Here is a 22,042-nt window from a genome sequence, read left to right on the forward strand (position 1 = left end):
TTTATCCTCCTTTTGCAATAAGCTTCCTTAAGTCATTCTTTCTATTAAGCTTTCATCCCTGTTAGTGAAATTCCTTCAATCAAATATCGTTGGCCTATCAGGTAGATAAGAATACAAGGTGCAACAACTATGGTGGATGCCGCCATTAATAAATTCCATTTCGTTGCATAATCTCCCTGAAATTGCAAAAGCCCTACTGCCAAAGTAAACTTTTCCTTTGTATTAAGGTATATAATCGGTCCGAAGAAATCATTCCAGTTTCCAAGGAATGTAAACAATGCCACAACGATCAATGCTGATTTGGACAGAGGCAGAATAACCTGAAGGAATATGCGTAGTTTACCTGCTCCGTCTATTTCAGCCGCTTCATCCAAGTCATTGGGGATTGCCAAAAAGAATTGCCTTAAGAGGAATATATTAAAAGCTCCTCCTCCTAAAAATGCTGGTAATATTAAAGGCACATAGGTATCTACCATATGTAAATTTCTCCAGATCAAAAACTGCGGTACAATCGTTACGGCACCAGGTAACATCATCGTAGTCAAAATCATTGCAAAGCAAAAACTTCTGCCTTTCCATTTTACTCTGGAAAACGCGTAGGCTGCCATAGACGAGGTTAATAAGGTCCCAAATATATTTAATACTACTATGACTATAGTATTTATTGCATATCTGGTAAAAAGTGCAGATTTCCAGGCATCAGCGAAATTGCTCCAAAGCATTTCCTTGGGCCAGAAAATAAAGGGATCCATGGTATAAATATCCGTATTTTTCATAAAAGAAGACCGTACCATCCAATAAAGCGGAATGACGCAAACAAAAGCTAAAATTCCAATTAAGAGATAAAAGAAAGCTCTCTTAATATAATAAGGAGTGTTTTTTTTCACAACCATTATTCAACTCCTCCTTCGTTATATACCCATTTATTTGAAGTTTTAAAGATAAACACTGTCGCCAGTAATACTACTACAAACAAAATCCAGGCCATTGCGGAAGCCTTACCCATATCCATATATTTAAATGCCTGGCGCCATAAATTAAAGACATAAAAGAGGGAGGAATTATTTGGACCGCCTTCCGTAATGATATAAGCTGCTCCAAATACCTGCAGGGCACCGATGATCCCCATTACCAGATTAAAAAACAGGGTTGAGGATACCATGGGAAGTGTTACGCTCCAGAATTTATGCCATGCATTGCCGCCGTCAATTTCCAAAGCTTCATAATATACTCTTGGAATATTCTGAAGACCTGCCAAAAATATAACCTGGGTGGAACCGGTACCCCATATTCCCATAAATACAATTGAGGGGAGTACACTGCCCTTATCCCAGAAAAACTTACTCTCCGGTAAATGCAGGAAATGCAATATAACATTAAATAATCCAAAGTCCGGATTCATAAGTAAAATCCACACAAAACTAGATGCCACTGCCGGTAATATGCAGGGCAGATAAAATAAGGACCGGAAAAATGCCCGGCCAACCATATCACGATTAAGTAATAACGCAATTGCAAAGGCAAAAATCAAATTAGCAGGAACGGCCATAATGGTATAAAGTAAGGTTGCTTTTACCGATAACCAAAAAGTCGCATCCTTACCATTAAAAAGTGAGATGTAGTTATTTAAACCCGACCATATCGGTTTCCCAATGATATTATAATCGCAAAAGCTGTAATAACCGCTGAGCAGCATCGGAACCAGGTTTAAAAACAGAAATCCTAAAATTGCCGGTAAAGCGAATGCCCATCCTATGATATTGGATTTTGCCTTTGCATTCATTAATCTTTTTTCTATTTTCACCGATATTCTCCTTTCATCTGTTTTATGGAAAAGGCTGCCACAACGGCAGCCCCATCCTATACAGTTCATCTAAATAAAAAGATTATTTTCCTAAGTAACCCTTAACTTCAGCATTTGCCTGATCATTAACAGCAGCCATTGCTTCCTTAGCAGTCATTTCACCGGCCCAGAGTTCGTCAAGTGCCGGACTGATTATATCATTGATTTTATTAAAATTCTTAATCGTAGCCACAACAGGTCTTTGTGCCGTACCATCCATCATTGGAGCAACGATTGATTCATAATAGTTTTTAGGATGTTTATCCGTTATAAAAGACTTGATGTATTCATCCGTATATTCGTTAGCATTTGTAGGCAGCCATAAACCTGATTTATATAAAGGTTCACAAGCACCTTTAGAAAGTATGTATTTTACAAATTCCCAGGCTGCATCTGCTTTATCCGTATTCATAATACTGATACCGCCATAGGTCATGGTTGTTTTAGCCTGATCACCCATCTTAGGAAGTGCGGCTACATTGTAATCCACGCCGTCTGCCATCAGAGTTGCATTTGTCCATTGACCGTCAAAAGTCATTGCAACCTTATTGGTAGTAAGTGCTTCGGAAGCACCTGGCATGGTTTCACTAGCAGTTGGGGTAGGCGCAACATGATAAACATAGGTTAAATCTGCCAACTTTTGTAAAACGTCAAGTCCTTGTTCAGAGGTATAACCGATTGCAGTACCGTCGGCATTCAGATAATCTCCTCCCTCTGAATAAAGGAAAGGCATAATTCCTGCCCACCATTTACTGATTGTTACACCATAGGTTTCAATATTGTCGGGATCAAAATCCGGGTCAAGGGCATTTTTGCCATTTTTATCAATAGTTAGTTGCTGTGCAACATGGACAAAAGTGTCCCAATCCCATGCATCCTTATAGCTGGCCGGCGGTTCTTCCACTCCATATTTCTGGAATAAAGCAGGGTTATAGAACATTGTAATATTTTCCGAACCGATTCCGTAACCAGCCATATAGTCGTTGGTGAGCATGTATTTAAACTGATCCAGCATACTGTTCTTATCAAAATTCTGATCTTTATTTATATAGTCCTGCATATTAAGCACAATACCGTCTTCTGCATAGGTATACATTAAAGTTGCCGCATCCAGCATACATACTTCAGGTACATCGTTTCCGGCAACCATCGTTGTTATTTTTGTATCATATTCATCCGGAATGTTCATAACCGTTACATGAATTTTTGACTGTGATTGATTGAATTTCTCAGCAATTTCTTCATAAACTGCTAAGGTATCACCGCCGTCCCACTCGGTAAATCTTATCTCGGTTACTTCCTTTTTATCTCCCCCATCAGCCGTATTACCGGCCTCAGAACTGCCGTTATTCTTACTGTCAGTGGCCTCAGATTTTCCGGAACAGGCGGTAACGCTAAGAACCATAACTGATACTAATAATACACTTACTAGTCGTTTCAATTTCATAAAATATCTCCTTTCAATATTCATATCAAATTAACTGACGTCTTATTAACCCGGTAATCAAAGTTTATCATAAGGCCTTGAAGTCTTCTATATGAGGATTCTCATATAATAGTACAAATCAAAGTTGTTTTCCTAAAGTTAATTCTGACAGGGAATTATCAGCTTAAAAACCGTACCCATTCCCGGTTCTGATTTTATATCAACAGAATAATTTTCACCATAGATAAGGGTTAAACGGCGGTATACATTGGATAAACCGATTCTTCCCTCCTGGTTTTTTTGTGTTACATCCTCAAAATTCATATTAACCATTCCTTTACCGTTATCAGAAACTGTAAAAAATATATTTTCTTCCTGTTTTTCCGCGCGAATGCAGAGTATTCCTCCTTTTGTTATTCCCTCAAATCCATGCAGGATTGCATTTTCAACAACCGGCTGCAGGAAGAATTTTGGAACTTTATAAAGCAACAACTCATCCGGAATCTCTAACTTTGTTTCAAAAACCCCTTCAAATCTCTTAGACATTATATTAATATAATTAATTGTCCATTGGATTTCATCGGAAAGAGGTATTTTTTCATATGTATTTTTAAAGGAGTAATGAAGCATTTCAGATAAACTTACTATTAAATCTGAAGTTTCATAATCCTCATTCATAATAGCCATCATATTAATCGTATTCAACGTGTTATATAAGAAATGAGGATTAATCTGCATGGTCAGAGCCATTATCTGGGTATCTTTTTCCCTTAATGAGATTTTATAATTTTCATTGATTAACCTTGTAATTTCTGTTTCCATATGATTAAAGCTCTGGGTAAGAATTTTAAAGTCTTTACCTCTTGGAACCGGTGTATCCGCACTAAAGTCTCCCGTTGCAACCCGTTTTGCCGCTTTCGTAAGTACTTCAATGGGTTTACTGATTGTTAAAGATAAAAGAGCTGCAATAATGACTGCCAAAACAAGTAAAATAATGGTCAGCCACATTTGGGAACTCTGCATCTGCTCTTTTGTAGTCTGAATCACTTCCGACATTGGGATAAGGCAAAAGGAAAACCAATTTCGTTCTTCCAGGGTATCGTAACATAATAAATACTTAACACCTTTTATCCAATAGGAAGTATACCCTGAAGAGGGTTTTAATTTAAGAATATCATCGGGTGCTAAGCGGCTGATGGGAAATAACTTATTATCGGAAGAGATAATTCTTCCCTCTTCATTCACCACCGCATAGATACTGCCTTTATAATTCACACTGGATTCGTAAAGAGATGCCAATGTACTTTCCAGAACATGTACAACCAATATCGGCCGTTCCTGATTGCTTTCCATAGCATATAGCTTGCCATTCTGCGAATATTGGAAATTCATCTGTCTGACCATAGTAATCGGGTACTGATATTTGTAATATTTCTTTTTACTTAAATATTCCGTCTGAAACCACTTACCATAATCGTAACCCGTTATCCAGCACACCTGTCCACCTGCTCCCGCAGCTTTTTCATCCAGCTTAAATCTTTTGATTTCACTTATGGTTGGTTTCATGGATGTGTTATTTGCTTCGAATATCCATTTTGAAGTATATAAATATTTCGCGAATATGGTATCATTTGCTGCAAACTGCTTTCCCAGTACATCAGATATAACCCTCTCCTCCTTTAAGTAATCACTGACCGCAAACTTGTCCATGTTAGAAAAGCAATCAAAACAATCTTTGTTATTCAAAAGCAGATAGGAAACTTCCTCAATACGGTTTAAGGTAGTATTAATCAGATTATTGTTTGTTTTTACGATCGACTGTACATTCTGTGATGCTGCTTTCACCATATCATTCTCGTATGTTTTCATTACCTGACTGTATATGACAAAAGAAGGAATAATAGCGAAACATGCCAGTATAATTCCCAGTTTGGTACGCAGACTCATATACAGAATCCGTTCCATAAGTATTTTTACCATTTTTTATGAGCCTTTCTGTATTGTTCAGGTGAAATATGATATTCCCTCCGGAACATCCTATTAAAATAATTGCTGTCATTAAACCCACATCTTAAAGCAATATCCTGTATTTTATCATTGGTATCCATCAATAAGCTGGAGGCTAATTCCATTCTTAATTTTAATACAAAAACACTATAGGGCAGTCCTTCTTTCTCTTTTAACTTTCCGGATAAATAATTCGGATGAAAATGCACATATTCCGCTACCTTTTGCAGTGACAAATCACTGTCCAGGTGAGTTTTAATATAATTTATACATTCATCTACAGCATCGTTCTGAGTGGATTGTTGAAGAGAATATCGTATGGCCTGGCCCAATAACTGTTTTGAGATCTCAAACAGCTGATCAAAGGAATCACACTCCGCATACATCTGATAGGATTGATTCAATAGCTGATCATACCGTTCCTGAATAATTTTATTCTCTAATTCTTTTAAGATTAACACAGCCATGGAAGACACCCGATGCTTTATTTTATTAGGATAACATCTGGATTCATTGGATAATGCTGCTTTCAAATCGTCTATTATATTGTAAACTTGCTTAATATCAGAACCACGTATCGCACGATGCAGTTGATTTTCAAAAGTAACCATGGATTTTGTGGGAATATCCATAATGGTATACATCTTATCAAATGAAAATACCCCTCCCCCGGTTTCATAGAAGTAAAATGCCAGCATCTCCTCAGCTTGGGTTAAAGCTTCTGCTGCCGATACTGCCAGGTTTAGTTTTGTATTAGATAACCCTGCCCAGAAAATTATATTATCCTGCTGTAATTGTTCCAAACAATATTCCAGCTTTTGGGATACTTCCATGGCTGTTTCTTTTGGGAGCAATAAGGCTACCTTATGTACTGATTTTTCAAAATCATTAGACTGTGGTATTAGAAACATATGAGGAAATAAAAAGGATATATGCTCCATTAATATGCTTTCTTGCTGTTTGGTTAATTGGTTTGGCGTATTATTTGAATTCACAGCTTCCCCTCTCCACCTGATAAGAGCGACAGTACCGAATTCCTGTAATATGCGATACTTTTCTTCGTTTAATTTTAAAGGATCCACACTTCCCTCTAAAACACTCTGTAAAAATATATGTTCTTCCTGTTTTTTAGCTTTATTTGCTAAAAGCTGATATTGATTTAAGCTTTTTTCATTTTCAAATTCCTTTTGAATCTCTGTTTGGACTTTTTGCAAAAGCTTTTGCACCTCAGATACACGAAAAGGCTTTATCAGGTATTCAACGACCTTATATTTTATTGCATTCTGAGCATATTCAAATTCCTGATAAGCACTGATTAATATCATCTTCGTTCTCGGAAATTCATGATATATCTTTTTGATCAGTTCCATCCCACCCATTACCGGCATTCGAATATCCGTCAATACAATATCCACAGGTTTATCCTTCAAAATGTCATATACCTCTTTCCCGTTACTGCATGAGATAACCTCAAAAGACGGATATAGTTTGTGGATAATTTCCGTTAGAACATTACGCTGCATTGTCTCATCATCTGCTACTATAACTCTTAGCTGTGCCTCATTCATCATAATTAAATCTCCTTCAAAAATCCCATTCTCCACTTTGTAAATAAATCTCTTTTTCTATTTTCCTTATTGTTTACATTTTATATTGAATCTTGGCCATTTTTCATTAACATTATAAATATTGAATAAATGAATAGCAAGTATTATAACAAATTTATATACGCTCACCGCTCATACTTAATTATAAATGGGCAATAGAAAACTACTTATTTTATGAATTCCTATCAAGCTTCGCAGTAACCTAAATGATCTGAGTGTGAAAAGGTAAGGTAAAAAAAGAAATCTGATAAACAAAAATGTAAATCAGATTTCCCCCAAATCAGAATTCCACCTTATAATCCTCTATAATGTCCTGCTCTTTGAACAAGCTTGAAACAGCTTCCTCATAATCCTGTAACCTTTCGGATTTTTTTATTTTTTTAGCGTATTTTATATTATTCGGAAACATTGTAATCATATAAAACCATATTTCTTTCATTTTAAACAGCACATTCCTGTCTCCAAAAAGTATACGTTTATAATCTTCATAAATTTTATCATGAAAGTCTTTTAATATTTTATTATCCAATCTGCCACTGCCTGTAATCTTCCCGGTTAAACAGGGATTTACTAATAACCCTCTCCCAAACATGAAAGTATCAATATCAGGAAAATCCCTGGCAAATGTCTTAACATCATTGACAGTAAATAAATTACCGTTATAACATAACGGATTTTTACTTAAATTTATGGCGTCTTTAAATATTTTAAGATTTGGTTTATTTTTATAAAAATCAGTCTGCACTCTGGGATGGATAATAAGCTCTTCCATGGGATATTGGTTAAATATTTCTATCAATTCGTAAAACTCATCCGGATTATCTTTACCGATTCTTGTTTTTACAGAGATCTTTGTGATGGACAAAGAAAAAATTTCATCTAAAAATTTATTCAGTTCTTCTTTTTTAGCTAGAAATCCGGCGCCCTTGCCTTTCGAAACAACTGTTCCGGAAGGACATCCCAGATTTAAATTAATTTCATTATAACCAAGCTCTTTCAACTTCGTAGAAGTATTAATAAAATCCTTAGCTTTATTGGTTAATATTTGCGGTACCAAAACCAACCCCTGGTTATTCTCAGGTAAAATATCTTTAATTTCCCGGCTTTTAAATTTATCATTCTGATTTGGTACAATAAAAGGTGAAAAATATTTATCTATATGACCGAAATATTCTTGATGTGCATTTCTATAGATATATCCGGTCAGGCCTTCCATAGGAGCAAAATAAAATTTCATTTTAATACCTATTGCATAACACATCTGCTCACAGATGTGTTACTGCCACAAATAAAAGTGTGAGAATCTTATAGTGGCATTCCTTCCTTTAAGTATATTTTCTTTCACTTTAACGCCCATGCTTTTTGGGCATAAATTCTGAAGAATAGCTGTTTCTGCTATTCTTTATATTATAACAAAGATATATTAACTTCTTTTTATTTTTTTTGCAAATAAAATCGCTCTCTTATAAAATATTTTTCGGTGGAAATACTCTTGCTAAGAAATGAATCAACTTTACATCAAAAGTTGGTTCTGACACATTGCGAAACTCTAGTGTTTTTTGAATATAATTTTTAATAAATTCTATTGTAATAATCAGGGCTGTTACAAACTATAGTTAATTAACCTATAGATTACAACAGCCCCTTTAAACCGATAAAAAATTTATTATTCCTGCTTATTTAATTCATCCACTATTTTTAGGAGGTCTTCCATGGATACGGATCCGTTTCCAAAGCTTATCATACCACGGATCGGCATAAATTTCATCATCGCCATCATCATTTCCTGGGAAATTGCTTTCGAAGCAGCTGAATTGTCCTCCTCTGAACGGGCAGAGAATAATACACTGCCTTTCATCAGTTCATTGATATACTGTTTTGCTTTAGGGTCTTCCATGATATCCCCGATTGTAGAATCCAGGGTATAAACAAATGGAAGTTTAACGGTTGATTCCACCCTGATATCCTTGGTACATACAATGTCCCTTGAGGATTTCCCTATCATAATCCTAAAGTCTCCTGTTTCTACATGCCAATCATGAATCCGGGTATTCCAGTAAGCAAATGCCCTCTTACCTAATTCAAATACCACTGTCTTGGTTTCACCCGGCTGTACTTTGGCAAATTCCCTTAATTCTTTCACAGGACGGATAACCGTACTCTCAAGATCGGAAACATATAGCTGTACCACTTCTTTTCCTGCCATGGAACCGGCATTGATCACATCAACGGTAACTTTCACCGTTTCTTTATCCGTTATATTCTTTTTACTTATGGTCAGATTGGAATATGTAAAAGTCGTATAACTTAAGCCATACCCAAACGGAAAAAGTACGTCCATTTTCTTCTTATCATAATAACGGTATCCTACAAAAACTCCCTCTCTGTATTCCACTTTATCCTTTTCTCCAATATAAAACAGGTAGGACGGATTGTCTTCCAGCTTAAGAGGAAATGTCTCAGGAAGTTTTGCACTTGGGTTTACCTTTCCGAATAAAATATCCACACAGGCTCCGCCTACGGCCTGACCGCTAAGATATGCTTCTACAATACCCTTTACATCATTTACCCAGGGCATCTCTACAGGGGAACCGTTATGCAGTACCACCACGGTATTCGGCTGAACAATTGCAACCCTCTTTATTAATTCGTTCTGGCAGTCCGGCATTCTCATATGGCTTCGGTCAAAACCCTCTGATTCAAAGGCATCCGGAAGCCCGGCAAAGATTACGGCTGCCTTTGCTTTTTTAGCAGCCGCAACTGCTTCTTCTATCAGCTTTTCATCTAGTTCATCTTTATAATCAAAAAAGCCCTGTGCGAAAGTTACATTTGGCATATCCGCTACCGCATCACAGGCAGAAGTTATTTTAAAGCTGTTGATATGAGAGCTTCCTCCGCCCTGGTAACGCGGTTCTTTCGCATATTTACCGATAAACACAATGTTATCTTTTTCATCTAACGGTAAAATATTTTCATTCTTTAATAATACAATGGTTTCCTGTGCAATTTTTCTGGCTTTTTCATGATCATTTTCACGGTCAAATACAGCCTTTGTATCACGGTTTTCCTTATACCGGTAAACCTTATCCAGTATTCTCTCACAAGCCCGGTCGACAATCGACTCCTTTATTGTTTTATTCTTTACAGCTTCTACAATTAACCGGTCATTAATTCCTGCGGATGATGGCATCTCCAGATCCAGTCCGGCTGCAAGGTCCCTAACACGTGCATTTACAGCACCCCAGTCACTCATTACATATCCGTCAAACCCCCACTCATTACGCAGGACTTTCGTTAAATATGTTTCATTCTCAGCGGCATATACACCGTTTATTTTGTTGTAGGAACACATAACGGTCCATGGTTTCTGCTTTGTTACTGCTCCCTCAAATGCTGCCAGATAAATCTCCCGCAGGGTTCTTTCATCCACCTCGGAGGAAGATGACATTCTTCTGGTCTCCTGGTTATTAGCCAGAAAATGTTTGATACTCGTACCGACATTCTTACTTTGGACTCCTTTAATTAAAGCACCTGCCATTTCCGTTGCTACATAAGGGTCCTCGGAATAGTACTCAAAATTTCTTCCGCATAAGGGGGAACGTTTAATGTTTACAGCCGGTCCTAAAATAACGCTTACCCCTTCGGCCTGACATTCATTTCCCAGAGTTTCTCCCATCTCCTGGATCAACTCACGGTTAAAGGAAGCCGCTGTTCCGCAGCCTGCCGGAAAACACACTGCCTTAATACTGTCATTGATTCCAAGATGATCCCCTTCGTCTGCCTGCTTTCTAAGTCCATGAGGGCCGTCCGATACCATAACAGCAGGAATTCCAAGCCTTTCCACCGCTTTCGTATGCCAGAAGTCCGCACCGGAACACAGGGATGCCTTTTCTTCCAAGGTCATTTGAGAAATCAGTTCTCTGATTTTTTCAATTGTCATATTATCAACTCCTTTATTAAATTTTAAAATATGTTAACATAAAGTTATTCAAAGCATCTGCCTTTTATAAATGAAATATTATTTATACCTCTTGCAATAACCATTTGACATTCCTGAAATAATTAGTTATTTTTGAATTTCAAGCAGCATGATATAATCCTCTTCCTGCTCATTAACAATACGAAAGCCCAGATTTTGATAAAGCTTGAAAGCATAATTTTTCTTAGATACACTTAATGAGGCTTTTTTATAACCTTTCTCCAAAAGATACTGAATCATTTTGTTCATTAAGGCCGTACCGATACCCTGATTGCGGTATTCTTTCAATAATGAAATCGAAAATTCAGGTGTTTCCGGATTTATGTATCCATAACCTTTAATCGGACCAGATAAAATTCTTACCCAAACCGCACCTGCAATTTTACCTGTTACTTCAGCTACCAGGCAATAATCATCTTCTTTACCAAAATCCTCAATATAGATTTTAATCTCAGGCCTCTGAATGATCTCTCTTGGTAAAAGATTATTTTCATCCGGTTGAAAAATTGCTTCGTATAACATATCATCCAAAATATTTTTTTCGTCGGACCGCATTTCTCTTATCTGATATATTTCTTGGCTCATTACAAACCTCCCGTTAATCCTTTAACCCCAAAATAAATATATTTATTGCTCTATTCTTATATACAAATATTAACAGATATCCTGCTGATACGGCAAGAACTTTTTCTTCCAGACTTATAATAATTATATCTTTCCAATATAGAAAATATTTTTCAAGCTTTACCCCCAACACTATTTTATAAAGCAACTTTAACCGGAAGAAACACGCTTTACGAGTTTCTCCGGTGCACGTTCGAATTATTGCAAACAAGCTTGCTAATTCTCACTTTGCTTTCGCGTAAATATAAAAGAATGAAGAGAATTATTTTTCTCTCCATTCTTCTTTAACAGCTACGTGTAGGATAAAAGTTAAGTGTCTTACGGTTTAAGTATTTCTACATACCCTTCTGTCCCATTAACACGAATTCTTGCTCCATCCTGAATTAATTTTGTGGCATTTTCTACTCCAACTACTCCCGGGAGGCCATATTCCCTAGTTATTACAGCACCATGAGTCATAAGCCCTCCGACTTCGGTAACAAGACCTTTCACGGATACAAACAAAGGTGTCCAGCTGGGGTCGGTAAAAGCAGTTACTAATATATCTTCTTTATCAATAACAGCATCTTCTAGCTTTAAAATCACCCTCGCTCTGCCCTCGATTACACCCGATGAAACTGGAATACCGACCAGCGCTCCTTGAGGTATCGTACCGGTATCGTATTCACCGGAAATAATCTCACCCTCCGACGTAATAACACGAGGCGGTGTAAGTTTTTTATATGTCTCATAATCCTCTTTTCTCTTAATAATAATTTGATAATCAAGATTACCGTAATTGACTACTTTCCTGAATTCTTCTAACGTTAAATAATAAATGTCCTCTCTTTCTTTAATAATACCTTGTTTCACCAGTAAATCAGCCTCTTTGTTTAAAGCTTTTTTATATATATCAAAACGTTTTATGAAAGAATACTTCGGATATTCTCTAAAACCTATTACATTTCTTAAGGTATGAATCATTTTCCTGGTCTTCTTTGCTTTTTGCTTACCTCCAGGTAATCTCTTTAAACTATTAATAAGTTCCATTTCTTTTGCTTCTGCCTCAAGCTGCCCTTGTTCAAATTTGCTGCTGCTATAATTAGGTCCAAAACTATTGACATTATTGAGAATCATAGGTATAAGCGATGTTGGCTTTTCATTCCAGCGCGGCTTTGTAATATCGATTTCACCGGAGCAGCGCATACCATACTTTTTAAGGAAAACGTTAAGTTCCCTCTTAACCATGTCTCCCCCTTCCAGTTTGATCAGTTCATCAAAGAATGATTCATCCTTAGCATGATGAAAATATTCTATTACCTTTGGAAATTGACGGATTACATCCGCTGCATCCATTAAAGCAAAACCCATTTCAGATGTTACATTATAAGAAACAGATTTTGTAAGAGTATCTACTACACTTTTAGCACCCAGCCACTTTTCCATTTTTTTATTTATCCAGTTTGAAGCATAACCTCCGACCAGCATAATACTCATATTCTCAGGTCCTACCAAAGTTTTTTTAAGTTCTTTAATATCCTGCAGAATAAATTCAAACAATTCATCTCCGGATTTATTTTTAATTTCCTGCTCCATGTCTTCTATTAATTTATCATTATGAGCAATAATCCTTTTTAATAAATCCTTCTCATTTTTTTGATAAACTCTAAAAGCTGGAATTAACCAAGATAAAGCACCGGTACTCATATTGATGGAGCCTTTCCCTCCCGGCAGACCTTTTATAAAACCTTTACGCTTCATTAAATTAACCAGAGCATTCTTCATTAATATGTCGGCATTACCGGCACTCTTTATTAATATTTTTCTGCCTATAGGTGACGAGAGGTCATAGGTTCCGTCTATATAAAGTCTTCCGCCGGCAGGTGTTAAATTCTCACCAAACCAAAATGATAATAGTTTACAGAAAGATATCCCTAATGGTTTAATATCTTCCGTCATCATCTGCAAATGACCCATTGAAAAATAAACGTGTTGCTTGCCGTCATTTTCAGGTATGGGATAAAGAGTAGTGATAGGTCTGCTCTGCAGAATGTAGAATTCTCTATCACTTAAACACCATTCTATATCCTGAGGGCAGTTAAAGTATTTTTCAATTTTTCTGCCTATTGCTTCAAGATTTATTATCTGTTTGTCAGAAAGTGCCTGTATATTCTGAAGTTTAGTCTCTATTTCCCGTTCTACTGTTCCTCCCTCCTTATTTTCATATATGGCTATTTTCTTTACGGCTATTTTTTTATCTATTATTTTTCCTTCTCTTACTCTGTAAAGATCAGAATTAACAAGTCCGGAAACTAAGGCTTCCCCAAGTCCAAGACCTGCATCAATTGTTAATACCCGTCTGTTTGAAGAAGCTGGGTCGGCTGTAAACATAATTCCTGATACTTGTGGGTAAATCATAGCTTGAATCACAACGCATAGCAATACTTTTCCATGTTCAAAACCATTTTGAATACGGTAAATAATAGCACGGTCCGTATATAACGATGCCCAGCACTTTTTTACATGATACAATATGGCATCCATTCCAATTATATTTAAAAAAGTATCCTGCTGCCCTGCAAATGAGGCAGTAGGCAAATCTTCCGCTGTTGCACTGGAACGTATTGCATAGGCTTTATCTTTACCTAATCTTAAGATATAATCGGTGATTTCATTTTCAATTGCTTCCGTTAGCTCTGAATTTTCAATTACCTTGCGAATACTTCTTCCTATTTTACTTATTTTATCTTTATCATCGGCTTTAAGAGCTTCTAATTGGTTTACTAGTTTATGAAACGCTTCATTCCCCTCAATTACTTTTCTGTACGCATCGGTGGTTATACAAAACCCATCCGGCACTTTTAATCCCTCTATCTTTGATAATATACCTAGATTTAAGCCTTTTCCTCCAACAGCTATAAATTTTGAATTATTTATTTCATTCAAACCAAGTACAAAATGATTCATAGGATCCCCCGCTTTTAAATTATGAAATATTAGTTATATATATTTCATAATAAATCTAAAACTTATGGCTGTCAATAGAATTATGAAATATTTCATTGAAATATTTCATAATTTGTGATAATCTAATTACGAGGTGAATCAAATGAATGGATTTCAAAAACGCAGGGAGAATAAAATTAATGATATTCTTACTGCTGCTAACGAATTATTTTCTGCTAAGGGCATTAAAGCAGTCAGTATTGCAGATATAGCGAAAAAAGCAAATGTTTCTCAAGTCAGTATCTATAATTTTTTTGAAAGTAAAGAGAATCTGGCCAGACAGGTATTCATTAAATTAATGGATGATACTATGACTGGCTCGGAAGACTTAGTCAAAAGTGACCTATCTTTTAATGAAAAAATAAAAAAAATGCAATCTTTTTCAGTAGATGCATCGCGTAACTTTCATGATAACTTCAAGCAAATTGAGTTTATAAAAGACCCTAACATTCAAAAATTCCTTGAGGAATATGGAAAAAATAAGACACTGCCTTTATATCTTAAGCTAGTTGAACAAGGACGTAATGAAAACCAGCTCGATAAGGATATTTCTACAGATTCCATTATATTATTTATGGAAATAATAAATACGGCACTTCAATCTAACATAAGTCCGAAAGTAAGAAGTGATTTAGGCAAGTTATTTTTTTATGGTTTATTCGGTAGATCGGATAATTAGTATAAAACAGAATATTTCATGAACTTAAGGAAAAAATAAAATTGAATATAATAAGTAAAGGAGAACTAATTATGGATAGGAAACGTGCAACAGAAATAAAATCTTCTCCTGACATGATTACGGTCAGTTATAACGGAGAACCCATTTATATCGAAGACATTAATCCCAATAAAGATACTGCCAGTATTCATTACCTGAGCAGGCCTGAAAACAGCCAGGAAGTTCACTTAACGCAACTCGTGGAAGCAAAATAAATGAAAGGGCTGCTGCAAAGTCTTTGTTATTATCATAATTCTTTTAGAAAATTTTTTATATTCTCTTCTGCAAAATTTATAATAAAGGAATTGCAACAGTCCCCTTTTTTGGTTTTTGAATCCTTTCATTGTCAACTAAAATTAATCTTTTGAATTTGACGGTTTTGTTGTCTCATACGCTCTTTTTAATTCATGGATATTTATCTTTTTCATATTAAGCATAACTTCCGTAACCTGTTTTAATTGGTCAGGATCTTTGTGACGCATGTAGTCATTCATTCATCCGGTACAATCTGCCAGGATAAACCATATTTATCTTTTAACCAACCGCATTGTTCCGCTTCCCTGTCAGCAGAGAGTTTTTCCCAGTAATAATCTATCTCTGCCTGATCTTTGCAGTTTACAACAAAAGAAATTGCTTCATTAAAAGAAAATTCATGTGCATGTGCACTGTCCATAAATTTTATTACACTGTCGGTACACAGAAAATCAAATTACTTCCGGTTATAGTTGTCCACTATCCTATTTTATTCTTTCGCTCTTTGACAGCCTGATGGCATAATCGATTGCGTTTACCAAACTCAATTCGCTTGTTATTCCCAGTCCGGCCTGATCAAAAGCTGTACCGTGATCTACGGAAGCTCTGACAATTGGAAGACCCAGTGTAATATTAACACCGGAAACCGCATCCCATTTCCCTGCCATTGGATTATAGATAAAGCCAACAACTTTCAGAGGAATGTGTCCCTGATCATGATACATAGCCACCACTATGTCATACCACCCTCCTCTTGCCTTGGAAAACAGGGTATCCGGTGGAACCGGCCCATCAGCAATTATTCCTTCTGCTTTTGCTGCATTTATTGCCGGGATAATTTCATCGATTTCTTCCCTTCCGAAAAGTCCATTCTCGCCGCTGTGTGGATTTAAACCTGCAACACCGATCTTAGGTTTTTCAATTCCAAGATCCAGACAGGCCTTGTTCGCTATTTCAATTACTTCCAAGACCCTGCCTTTTTTAACCCTGTCACATGCTTCCCTTAAGGAAACGTGTGTGGAGACATGTACAACTCTTAAGTTATCGTGGGCCAGCATCATGGTATATTTCTTGGTTCCGGTATATTCAGCGTATATTTCCGTATGCCCGGAAAAATGGTGACCCGCTAAGTTAATGGCTTCTTTATTCAGTGCATTGGTTACGGTCCCATCTATTTCGCCGGCCAAAGCCAGTTCTATAACTTTCTTTACATACAAAAAAGCCGCATCCCCTGCCATAACTGAAACCTTACCGTATTCCAGTTTGTTTATATCCACAATCTTCATATCGTATACATCGATAATTCCAGGTGTAAACAGGCATTGGTCCACATTTGATACCGGGTGTATTTTCACATTCTCCTTTCCTACAATCGTGAGAGCTGCTTCCATCACACAAGCATCTCCTATTACTACCGGGCTGCACCTATCATAGATAGCCGGGTTACTTAAGGCCTTTACCGTAATCTCAGGTCCAATGCCTGCCGGATCTCCCATTGTAATGCCAATAATTATTTTTTCAGCCATTTCAACTCCTAACCCCCTAACTTAATTCCACTTATATGTTAAAATCTGTTCTGCCAGTTCGGTTAATAATTTCTCTCCGCCAAAACCTCCGGATTTGGATATTACGTGATATGCGGTATCCTGAGAAATAAATCTTGATAATACGATTCCCGGTGCCAGTTCACAGATAGGTTCCATCTCATAAACCTCCATTTGCTCCATACATCCGATTAAAGTATCACCGCCGGTAATCATGATAGTACCTTTAAAACCTTTTCGAATCAACTCTTTTACAAAACATCCTATATTTTTTGCAATACAGACCCTGATTTGTTCTGAACTGATATTATGCCTAGCCGCATATTCTTTGGTTGAATTGCTTCCGGGAAGATCATTGCTGTCCAGGATAGAACTGCTTTTTGTTTCAATCAAGTCTTTTAAATAGTCAAGCTTTTTCTGACCCACATCACTTTGCCAGTACTTATCTTTCAATTTTTCTATTGTACTCATCCTAATCCTGTAAAAATTATGGTTCTCAGCGTAATCCATCTGACTGACTGTTATAGGATTTACACTGCCGCATACTACAAAGAATCTCTGATAAAGACTCGGAATGCTGGGCAGATTACCCTCAAGACCTAAAAGCTGTGGAAGCACTGATGCAAATCCTGCACATCCCGCCATAATATGCAGCTTATCTCCCTTATACAGCCGTTCACCTAAACTTTTCAGCTGTTTATCGCTCTCTGCATCCCATACGATAATACCCGGATCATTCTGGTTTTCGAAAGGACTGTCTTCTTCTGCTGCCCGTTTCACCTCAGCCTTTGACTGAAGCTTTATTATATCCGGTACATAGGAACAAGTTACCGGTTCATATGGATCCTTACCAAAGGCGCTTTTTTCAACCGGAATTCCATCGATATAATGAATTCCATTCTTTGTGATTCGCCCCATTTTAGGAAATGCCGGAATAAAGGAAAGAGTTTTTTCACCCGCAGCATCAAGAACTGCCGTCAATTCACTGCCTATATTGCCCCGTAGTGCGGAATCAGTTTTCTTGTATATATAAGGAATGCCGTAACGTACTGCTTTTTTGTAATATTATATACAATCTCGTAAGCTTTCCCGGAATCCAGATGTCTCGTCTCTGCATCCATTACTAATACACTGACATCCTCGTCCGCCTGTCTGTAATCATAATCCCTATTTGTTATGACTCTGGTGGCTGTGCCGCTGGCTGCAAATTGAACTCCCGTATCAAGCGCTCCTGTGAAATCATCTGCTATGATTAACAGCGTTATCATTTATTTTACCATCCTCCGTCTGTTTCATAAGTGAAACATCATGTTTATTCATTCTTGATATTTAATATATTAATCAATTTTTCATCATACATCAATTATAAGTATTTCATTTTGAGTTTCATTTTTAAACATATATTATTTTTCTATAGAATCAGATGTTCAATTATGTTATAGTATTTTCAAATTGAAACAGATAGGACGTGATAATATGCAAAATACCAAAATAAAAGTTCTGGGGATTGCTCCTTATGAGGCTATGAAGACTGCCATGCAAAAAATTGCAGATGTGCGAAACGACATTGAACTGGATGTATATGCCGGGGATTTGAATTATGGGGTTGAAATAGTACGCCATAATATACAGAATAATTACGATGCCATTATCTCCCGTGGAGGAACCGCAGAAATGATAGGGCGGATGACAAATATCCCTGTTGTGGAGATTACCTTATCCGTTTATGATATTCTTCGTGCTATTAAGCTGGCTGAAAATTATTCAGACCACTACGCCATCATCGGTTTTCCAAGTATTACAGAAAGTGCCCACCTGCTCTGTTCCCTGCTGCAGTATAAGCTAGATATCGTCACTGCTCACAGTGAAGAAGAGGTAATAAGTACTCTAACCCAGTTAAAGCAAGATGGATACCATATGGTAATAGGTGATATGATTACCCATACTACAGCGAAAAACCTGGGGCTAAATGCTATTCTGATCACATCCGGCACGGAGAGTATCGTTAGTGCCTTTGATCAGGCCGTTAAAATCAGTACCAGTTATCTGCAAATAAAACAGGAAAATAAATTCTTAAAAGAAGTAATTGATAAAGAAGGAAGCAAAACTATCATTTTCTCTGAAAAAGGTGAAATTTATCTTTCAACCTGGGATCAAGAAAATGCAGAAGGATTATATATGATGCTCCGCGTTGAGATTCCCCAGATAATATCATCCGATAACCATAAAATGTTCCGAAATATCAACGGTATACTTTTCTCCATTATTGGACGGTTAATCGATTATCAAAAACAGACGTATATTGTTTATTATGTTACGGCTTCTAAAATTCCCATTGCAAATAGTAAATATGGAATTAATTTTTTCAATAAAAAAGAAGCTGAAGAACAGCTTTTTAACAGCTTCTATAGCATCACCGGCGCAATGGGCGGTCTTCAGGATTCTATTAATCAGCTCAGTTTAAGTTCCTTTCCTGTAATGCTAACGGGGGAGAACGGTACGGGCAAGGAACAGATTGCATTTATTATATACACGCATAGCCCACATCAGACCACTCCCTTTGTAACCATAGATTGTGAACTGCTCAACGATAAAAGCTGGGAGTACCTTACGAATCACTACAACTCTCCTTTTAATGATAACAATAATACCATTTATTTTAAAAGTATCGAAACCCTTTCCAAGGAACGCAGTCAGCTGTTATTATCCCTGATTATTGATATTAACTTAAGCAAACGGAACCGGCTTATTTTTTCCTGTACCACTAACCGTGACGCCTTGATTCCGGCTGTAGGGCAGGAATTCGTCAAACGTCTCTCCTGTCTGACTATTTGCCCGGCTCCTCTAAGGGAACGAGCTATGGAAATACCAAGTCTGTCCAGTATCTATCTTGGCTCTCTGAACGTAGAAATGGGTAAGCAGCTCATAGGGTTTGAACCAAAAGCTATGGAACTGCTCCAGGAGTATGACTGGCCTCAGAATTATACCCAATTCAAACGCCTGCTTAATGAACTTGCCACTCTTACCACGACCCCATATATTACCAGCCTATCCGTAATGGAACTACTGGATAAGGAACGTAATACCATAGGAAGCGGCTACAGCTCAGCACCTGACAGTAAATTTTCCCTGAACTTAAACCGTACTCTGGATGAGATTACACATGATATCATTCTTCAGGTTCTTGCAGGAAAAAAGGGAAACCAAAGTGCCGTAGCCAAACAGCTGGGTATCAGCAGAACCACGTTATGGAGATATTTAAACCGTTTATAATGCATATATTTAAAGGCAGGGTTAACAAAAATACCCTTGCCTTTAAAAACGTTTAAAATATCATCCCTGGCCGATATAAACAGAATCGGGATTGCTTTATCCTGTTTTCTAATTTCTGAAACAAACTCTAAATATTTTCCTCAGAAGATTCTTTTTGGACGATAGTACTTGTTTTACAGTGATTTCAGGTAACTCTTTTTAAGATTAAAAACCTCCCAGACCTATTAAAGGTCCGGAAGGTTCCTAATAATTTTAATCGCTTCTTAAAGCATCAATCGGATTTAATTTTGCCGAACTAACCTCTTCTAACATAATCATCCACTACTTTACGGCCAATATCCGGGTAATTCGTAATCATGGCATCCAGTTCATTCTCGCAAAGCATTATCATATCATCCACATCATTTACCGTCCATACACGAAGTTTTATACCTCTGCTTCTGCAATCCTCGATAAAATTCGGATACTGCAGGTTATATAGAGCAGGATGCAAGGCATCTACATGATATTTGCTGGCATACTCCGGCATATCCAAAAATCCGTACTCATATAAAAACCCTGTTTCTACAGCAGGATCTAATTCTTTTAACTTCATAATGGAAAAATGATTAAACGAGGAATATATGATACGTTTCTCAAGTCCCATCTTGCCGGTTAATTCCATTACCCTTTCTTCCAGGTCTTTATAAAATATAACGGTATTCTTTAATTCTACGTTAACAGTCACCCCGGTATCTTTTATGAGGGAATAAACTTCCTCCAAGGTAGGAATTCTTACATTACCATACTCAGGAAATCTCTTATTGACATTTAATTTAGACAGTTCTTCATACGTAAAATCTTTTACCCAGCCTTTCCCGTCACTTACACGGTCTACAGTTTCATCATGTATGATTACGAGCTGCCCGTCCTTAGTCATCTGTACGTCAAGTTCTATCCCGTCAGCACCCATTTCAATTGCTTTTTTAAATGCCACCAGTGTATTTTCCGGCGCATAACCAGAGGCCCCCCTATGTGCCCATACTTTAGTCTTTTTCATCTGTTTATTCCTTTCCGACATTTCATTAAGAAATGTTCCTTTCCCTATATTTTCCTCCAATTTTAATATACTACTTTTATTAATTAAGTCAATCAGAATATCCATTTTAACTTCATTAAGGGACTGTAGTAAAATTCATAATTATGACCGGTACTCCGGTGTATTCAGCAAAGTTCCTAACTCTTCCAAAGTTAATTTAGCTATGATTTCCTATCCGTTTCCCTGTCCGAGAGGTCTGATAACAACCGTTCCCATGTCCGGGATTTGCCCCAGCCCAATCTGATTTGGAAAATTGTGGGCAATAATCACCTTATTTGTTCCCTGAGGAGGTATTATTTCTAATTTTGTTTGGAGAGTATCTAATATTTTTCGCTGCTGGTCAGCGGATATATTGGTACTCAGATTATTTATTTCGGCCCAAAACGGATCGACAGAAATATTGGACCATCCAAAAGCCAGCCCGGCCGTTTCTATGGTTCTGCAAAAGGGACTTGTTTGAATAAGATAATTAATTGGTATACGTAATTTTCGTAAAATCTGGCCATAATAAAACGCCTGCCATCTTCCCAATTCAGACAGATTTCTTTGTGTTAAACAGTATCGGTAATTCAGGTTAGGCAGGTCTTCTCCGATTGTAGCTTCTCCATGCCTGGCATATAGAATTAATCCTCCCTCTCTTAGTAAATCAAGTATTGGTTTGTTCATTTTTTAATTCACCTGCAGTAAATTTTAAACTTCATAATAC

At 36.9% G+C, this 22,042-nt stretch carries 19 protein-coding genes; 3 read left to right on the top strand and 16 right to left on the bottom strand.

All coding sequences use genetic code 11. The features are described from left to right. Positions 1 to 44 precede the first annotated feature (44 nt). The 9 genes from Ana3638_RS22615 to ppsA all read right to left on the bottom strand — a co-directional run bounded on the left by Ana3638_RS22615 (position 45) and on the right by ppsA (position 14,432). Positions 45 to 893, bottom strand: a complete 849-nt coding sequence (locus Ana3638_RS22615) for a carbohydrate ABC transporter permease (protein ID WP_161840048.1) — start codon at positions 891 to 893, stop codon at positions 45 to 47. Further along, positions 893 to 1,804 (bottom strand): carbohydrate ABC transporter permease, encoded by a 912-nt coding sequence (locus tag Ana3638_RS22620; protein ID WP_246240526.1) that lies wholly within the window; start codon positions 1,802 to 1,804, stop codon positions 893 to 895. The genes Ana3638_RS22615 and Ana3638_RS22620 overlap by 1 nt, the downstream gene beginning before the upstream one ends. An 82-nt stretch (positions 1,805 to 1,886) precedes the next feature. Then, entirely contained in the window at positions 1,887 to 3,290 is a 1,404-nt protein-coding gene (locus Ana3638_RS22625; RefSeq protein WP_161840049.1) for an ABC transporter substrate-binding protein, read from the bottom strand. A 138-nt stretch (positions 3,291 to 3,428) separates the two neighbouring features. After that, a complete protein-coding gene (locus Ana3638_RS22630) occupies positions 3,429 to 5,234 on the bottom strand; it encodes a sensor histidine kinase (RefSeq protein ID WP_161840050.1) in 1,806 nt (601 codons plus the stop codon). Positions 5,235 to 5,242: 8 nt separating this feature from the next. Further along, complete coding sequence (locus tag Ana3638_RS22635; RefSeq protein ID WP_161840051.1) at positions 5,243 to 6,847, bottom strand: response regulator transcription factor; 1,605 nt, start codon at positions 6,845 to 6,847, stop codon at positions 5,243 to 5,245. A gap of 316 nt (positions 6,848 to 7,163) precedes the next feature. Further along, positions 7,164 to 8,120, bottom strand: coding sequence for a tRNA dihydrouridine synthase (locus Ana3638_RS22640; protein WP_161840052.1), 957 nt, complete (start codon positions 8,118 to 8,120; stop codon positions 7,164 to 7,166). A 429-nt stretch (positions 8,121 to 8,549) separates the two neighbouring features. After that, positions 8,550 to 10,823, bottom strand: a complete 2,274-nt coding sequence (locus tag Ana3638_RS22645; RefSeq protein ID WP_161840053.1) for a glycoside hydrolase family 3 C-terminal domain-containing protein — start codon at positions 10,821 to 10,823, stop codon at positions 8,550 to 8,552. Positions 10,824 to 10,949: 126 nt separating this feature from the next. Further along, positions 10,950 to 11,447 (bottom strand): GNAT family N-acetyltransferase, encoded by a 498-nt coding sequence (locus Ana3638_RS22650; protein ID WP_161840054.1) that lies wholly within the window; start codon positions 11,445 to 11,447, stop codon positions 10,950 to 10,952. 357 nt (positions 11,448 to 11,804) lie between these two features. Beyond that, positions 11,805 to 14,432 carry a phosphoenolpyruvate synthase gene (gene ppsA / locus Ana3638_RS22655; RefSeq protein ID WP_161840055.1) on the bottom strand — a complete coding sequence of 876 codons (2,628 nt, stop codon included), beginning with the start codon at positions 14,430 to 14,432 and terminating at the stop codon, positions 11,805 to 11,807. Between the two features lie 142 nt (positions 14,433 to 14,574). Here ppsA and Ana3638_RS22660 point away from each other — a divergent pair, with 142 nt between their 5' ends. Then, a complete protein-coding gene (locus tag Ana3638_RS22660; protein ID WP_161840056.1) occupies positions 14,575 to 15,150 on the top strand; it encodes a TetR/AcrR family transcriptional regulator in 576 nt (191 codons plus the stop codon). A 71-nt stretch (positions 15,151 to 15,221) separates the two neighbouring features. Next, on the top strand, positions 15,222 to 15,404 hold the full coding sequence (locus Ana3638_RS22665) for an H-type small acid-soluble spore protein (protein WP_161840057.1): 183 nt from the start codon (positions 15,222 to 15,224) through the stop codon (positions 15,402 to 15,404). A gap of 141 nt (positions 15,405 to 15,545) precedes the next feature. Here Ana3638_RS22665 and Ana3638_RS25520 read toward each other — a convergent pair whose 3' ends face one another. From Ana3638_RS25520 to Ana3638_RS25860, 5 genes are all read right to left on the bottom strand, one after another. Then, entirely contained in the window at positions 15,546 to 15,683 is a 138-nt protein-coding gene (locus Ana3638_RS25520) for a hypothetical protein (protein WP_246240529.1), read from the bottom strand. Then, complete coding sequence (locus Ana3638_RS25525) at positions 15,680 to 15,862, bottom strand: VOC family protein (protein ID WP_246240531.1); 183 nt, start codon at positions 15,860 to 15,862, stop codon at positions 15,680 to 15,682. Before Ana3638_RS25525 ends, Ana3638_RS25520 begins: the two co-directional genes overlap by 4 nt. A gap of 64 nt (positions 15,863 to 15,926) precedes the next feature. After that, positions 15,927 to 16,967 carry a 4-hydroxythreonine-4-phosphate dehydrogenase PdxA gene (gene pdxA, locus Ana3638_RS22675; RefSeq protein ID WP_161840058.1) on the bottom strand — a complete coding sequence of 347 codons (1,041 nt, stop codon included), beginning with the start codon at positions 16,965 to 16,967 and terminating at the stop codon, positions 15,927 to 15,929. Positions 16,968 to 16,988: 21 nt separating this feature from the next. Continuing rightward, on the bottom strand, positions 16,989 to 17,966 hold the full coding sequence (locus Ana3638_RS25855) for a four-carbon acid sugar kinase family protein (RefSeq protein ID WP_281352851.1): 978 nt from the start codon (positions 17,964 to 17,966) through the stop codon (positions 16,989 to 16,991). Positions 17,967 to 17,974: 8 nt separating this feature from the next. Next, positions 17,975 to 18,253 carry a four-carbon acid sugar kinase family protein gene (locus Ana3638_RS25860; protein WP_281352852.1) on the bottom strand — a complete coding sequence of 93 codons (279 nt, stop codon included), beginning with the start codon at positions 18,251 to 18,253 and terminating at the stop codon, positions 17,975 to 17,977. Positions 18,254 to 18,461: 208 nt separating this feature from the next. Between Ana3638_RS25860 and Ana3638_RS22685 the strand changes: the two genes are divergently transcribed. After that, entirely contained in the window at positions 18,462 to 20,258 is a 1,797-nt protein-coding gene (locus tag Ana3638_RS22685; protein ID WP_161840059.1) for a sigma-54-dependent transcriptional regulator, read from the top strand. A 295-nt stretch (positions 20,259 to 20,553) separates the two neighbouring features. Here the strand turns inward: Ana3638_RS22685 and Ana3638_RS22690 are convergent, their stop codons facing one another. Both Ana3638_RS22690 and Ana3638_RS22695 read right to left on the bottom strand, forming a co-directional pair. After that, positions 20,554 to 21,297, bottom strand: coding sequence for a glycerophosphodiester phosphodiesterase (locus Ana3638_RS22690; protein ID WP_161840060.1), 744 nt, complete (start codon positions 21,295 to 21,297; stop codon positions 20,554 to 20,556). A 210-nt stretch (positions 21,298 to 21,507) separates the two neighbouring features. Continuing rightward, positions 21,508 to 22,002: a histidine phosphatase family protein gene (locus tag Ana3638_RS22695; protein ID WP_161840061.1), complete on the bottom strand. Its 495-nt coding sequence runs from the start codon at positions 22,000 to 22,002 to the stop codon at positions 21,508 to 21,510. Between the last annotated feature and the right edge of the window lie 40 nt (positions 22,003 to 22,042).

Source organism: Anaerocolumna sedimenticola (assembly GCF_009931695.1).
GTDB lineage: Bacteria > Bacillota > Clostridia > Lachnospirales > Lachnospiraceae > Anaerocolumna > Anaerocolumna sedimenticola.

What these genes read in the sequence shown, in the direction of transcription:
- Ana3638_RS22650 (WP_161840054.1), bottom strand. Translation starts at nt 11,447, where the DNA reads ATGAGCCAAGAAATATATCAGATAAGAGAAATGCGGTCCGACGAAAAA.
- Ana3638_RS22635 (WP_161840051.1), bottom strand. Translation starts at nt 6,847, where the DNA reads ATGATGAATGAGGCACAGCTAAGAGTTATAGTAGCAGATGATGAGACA.
- Ana3638_RS22690 (WP_161840060.1), bottom strand. Translation starts at nt 21,297, where the DNA reads ATGAAAAAGACTAAAGTATGGGCACATAGGGGGGCCTCTGGTTATGCG.
- Ana3638_RS22640 (WP_161840052.1), bottom strand. Translation starts at nt 8,120, where the DNA reads ATGAAATTTTATTTTGCTCCTATGGAAGGCCTGACCGGATATATCTAT.
- Ana3638_RS22695 (WP_161840061.1), bottom strand. Translation starts at nt 22,002, where the DNA reads ATGAACAAACCAATACTTGATTTACTAAGAGAGGGAGGATTAATTCTA.
- pdxA (WP_161840058.1), bottom strand. Translation starts at nt 16,967, where the DNA reads ATGGCTGAAAAAATAATTATTGGCATTACAATGGGAGATCCGGCAGGC.
- Ana3638_RS22645 (WP_161840053.1), bottom strand. Translation starts at nt 10,823, where the DNA reads ATGACAATTGAAAAAATCAGAGAACTGATTTCTCAAATGACCTTGGAA.
- ppsA (WP_161840055.1), bottom strand. Translation starts at nt 14,432, where the DNA reads ATGAATCATTTTGTACTTGGTTTGAATGAAATAAATAATTCAAAATTT.
- Ana3638_RS25860 (WP_281352852.1), bottom strand. Translation starts at nt 18,253, where the DNA reads ATGATAACGCTGTTAATCATAGCAGATGATTTCACAGGAGCGCTTGAT.
- Ana3638_RS22665 (WP_161840057.1), top strand. Translation starts at nt 15,222, where the DNA reads ATGGATAGGAAACGTGCAACAGAAATAAAATCTTCTCCTGACATGATT.
- Ana3638_RS22685 (WP_161840059.1), top strand. Translation starts at nt 18,462, where the DNA reads ATGCAAAATACCAAAATAAAAGTTCTGGGGATTGCTCCTTATGAGGCT.
- Ana3638_RS22615 (WP_161840048.1), bottom strand. Translation starts at nt 893, where the DNA reads ATGGTTGTGAAAAAAAACACTCCTTATTATATTAAGAGAGCTTTCTTT.
- Ana3638_RS25525 (WP_246240531.1), bottom strand. Translation starts at nt 15,862, where the DNA reads ATGGACAGTGCACATGCACATGAATTTTCTTTTAATGAAGCAATTTCT.
- Ana3638_RS25520 (WP_246240529.1), bottom strand. Translation starts at nt 15,683, where the DNA reads ATGAATGACTACATGCGTCACAAAGATCCTGACCAATTAAAACAGGTT.
- Ana3638_RS22625 (WP_161840049.1), bottom strand. Translation starts at nt 3,290, where the DNA reads ATGAAATTGAAACGACTAGTAAGTGTATTATTAGTATCAGTTATGGTT.
- Ana3638_RS22660 (WP_161840056.1), top strand. Translation starts at nt 14,575, where the DNA reads ATGAATGGATTTCAAAAACGCAGGGAGAATAAAATTAATGATATTCTT.
- Ana3638_RS22630 (WP_161840050.1), bottom strand. Translation starts at nt 5,234, where the DNA reads ATGGAACGGATTCTGTATATGAGTCTGCGTACCAAACTGGGAATTATA.